Annotated in this window: 2 protein-coding genes; both read right to left on the reverse strand. The window is 62.6% G+C overall.

Features of this window, described 5'->3' with window-relative positions; translation table 11 throughout:
* Nucleotides 1–125: 125 nt before the first annotated feature.
* Nucleotides 126–548: a DNA polymerase III subunit chi gene (locus tag JNL55_RS22570; RefSeq protein ID WP_293859287.1), complete on the reverse strand. Its 423-nt coding sequence runs from the start codon at nt 546–548 to the stop codon at nt 126–128.
* 7 nt (nt 549–555) lie between these two features.
* A complete protein-coding gene (locus JNL55_RS22575; RefSeq protein WP_293859290.1) occupies nt 556–2,043 on the reverse strand; it encodes a leucyl aminopeptidase in 1,488 nt (495 codons plus the stop codon).
* Between the last annotated feature and the right edge of the window lie 148 nt (nt 2,044–2,191).

Below are 2,191 nucleotides of genomic sequence, written 5' to 3' on the forward strand. Positions count from 1 at the left end.
CCCTACCCGAACCCTCTTCCAACCCGCCCCCCCCCCGCCGCCGTGGGGGCCCGGCGCGTCGCGGGGCGCCGGCCACCCCCCCCCCCCTCGACGCTGTGCACAGCCACCGACGCCTCTTAGCAAACTCAGAGGTTGTGAGACTCCATCGCACATCCTTGCTCGCGATAAAGCTTGTATCTATCCCGAGCCGTCCGCTTCCTTTCCGGATCCACATCGACGATCTCAGCAATCCGATCGTAAGCCGCAACATCAGACGGCATGGCATCAGTGAGATTGATGAGCAGCTGACGATGCGATGCAGGGCCAGGAGCCGACCCAAGCATCACTTTCACAAGAGCATGCGCCGGCGGTTCCCCGCGATAGACCTCGTGAGGAAGAAAGCTTCCATCACTGAACGTCCACAGCATGTCATCCACCCGCTGCACATCCGGCGTCTGGATGTACACGTGACACCCCTGCTCAACGGCTCGCTCCGCCAGCCTGCACGCATAGCGCAGGCGGGCGTCGGGCGCTTCCGCGGAGAGGACGTAGAAGTCCACTCGACTCATACGACGGTTACTTCTTATTGAGCAAGTAATCGACCAACAACGGCACCGGCCGCCCGGTGCTGCCCTTGTTGGCGCCGCCTTGATAAGCCGTGCCGGCGATGTCGAGATGCGCCCAGCGCAGACCATCAGTGAACTTCGCCAGGAAACACGCCGCCGTGATGGCGCCGCCTTCGCGACCGCCAACGTTGGCCATGTCCGCGAAGTTGCTCTTCAACGCTTCGCCGTATTCCTCACCGATCGGCATGTGCCACGCTCGGTCATCCGCGCGCTCGCCCGCTGCCTTCAACTCGGCCGCGAGTTCATCGTCGTTACTAAACAGACCCGACAAATGATTGCCCAGTGCAATCACGCACGCGCCAGTGAGCGTAGCCAAATCGATGACCACTTCCGGCTTGTAGCGACGCGAATAAGTGATGGCGTCGCACAGGATCAGTCGGCCTTCGGCATCGGTGTTGAGCACTTCGATGGTCTGACCCGACATGCTCTTGACGATGTCGCCAGGCTTGGTGGCCCGACCGTTCGGCATGTTTTCGCATGCCGGCACGATGCCGACCACGTTGAGCGGCAGCTCGAGCTCAACCACCGCCTTCATGGCGCCGAACACGCTGGCCGCGCCACTCATGTCGAATTTCATTTCGTCCATGCCGGCCGGCGGCTTGAGCGAAATACCGCCGGTGTCGAACGTCACGCCCTTGCCGACCAGCACGGTCGGAGCCTGGCTGCGCTCGGCGCCGTAGTATTCGAACACGATGAACGCGGCCGGCTCGTCGCTGCCCTCGGTCACCGACAGGAACGAGCCCATGCCGAGCCGCTTGCACTCGGCTTCGTTCAGCACGCGTACGTTGAGCTTCTTGTAATCCTTGGCCAGGCTCTTGGCCGTGCGGGCCAGGTAGCTCGGCGTACAAACATTGGCCGGCTGATTGGCGAGATCGCGCATCAGGGCCATACCGCCGACGATGGCCTCACCGTGCGTGATGCCACGCTCGGCCTGACCTTTGTCGCCTCGGCTGGCGACCGCGAGACCGAACTTGACCAGCGTCGGCTTGGGACGCTTGTTGGACGTCTTATGGTCGGGAGTTCGGTACTGCGAGGCGGCGACTGCTTCGACCACGACACGGGCCTGCGTATACGCATCCACGTCGCCAATCTCATCGAGGCCGAGATAGCTGATGGCATCGCGCGCGCCGGTTTTGGACAGGGCGGCGAGTGCACTGGCGAGTGCCTTGCGATATTGCTTGCGCTTGAAAGCGCTGCGATTGCCGAGGCCGAGAACCAGCACTCGTTCGACCGGTGCGCCGCTCAGATCGGCCAACAACACCGCATCGCCGGTCTTGCCGCGCAGGTCGCCCCGCTTGACCAGCTTGGCGATGCGACCGCCGATGCGGGCATCGAGATCTTCAGCGGCCGCGGACAGCACGCCCTTGTCGTATACGCCGACGATGGCGCAATCGGTACGCTGACGAGAGGGTGAGGCAGTACTGACAAAAAATTCCATGAACCTTCCTCGCACAAGGTCGCTAAAAAAACGCTAGTCTACTCCATTCCGTGCGGCGGACCGCCGCGGAAACCGACCTCCCGCTGCGGGAAACAGACTGCGGAACGAGCATTGCGAACCTTGGATCGATACCTCCTCAGGGAGGTTG

Source organism: Steroidobacter sp. (genome assembly GCF_016790065.1).
Taxonomy (GTDB): Bacteria; Pseudomonadota; Gammaproteobacteria; order Steroidobacterales; family Steroidobacteraceae; genus Steroidobacter.

Coding starts and splice junctions, on each gene's coding strand:
- JNL55_RS22570 (WP_293859287.1), bottom strand. CDS start 548: ATGAGTCGAGTGGACTTCTACGTCCTCTCCGCGGAAGCGCCCGACGCC.
- JNL55_RS22575 (WP_293859290.1), bottom strand. CDS start 2,043: ATGGAATTTTTTGTCAGTACTGCCTCACCCTCTCGTCAGCGTACCGAT.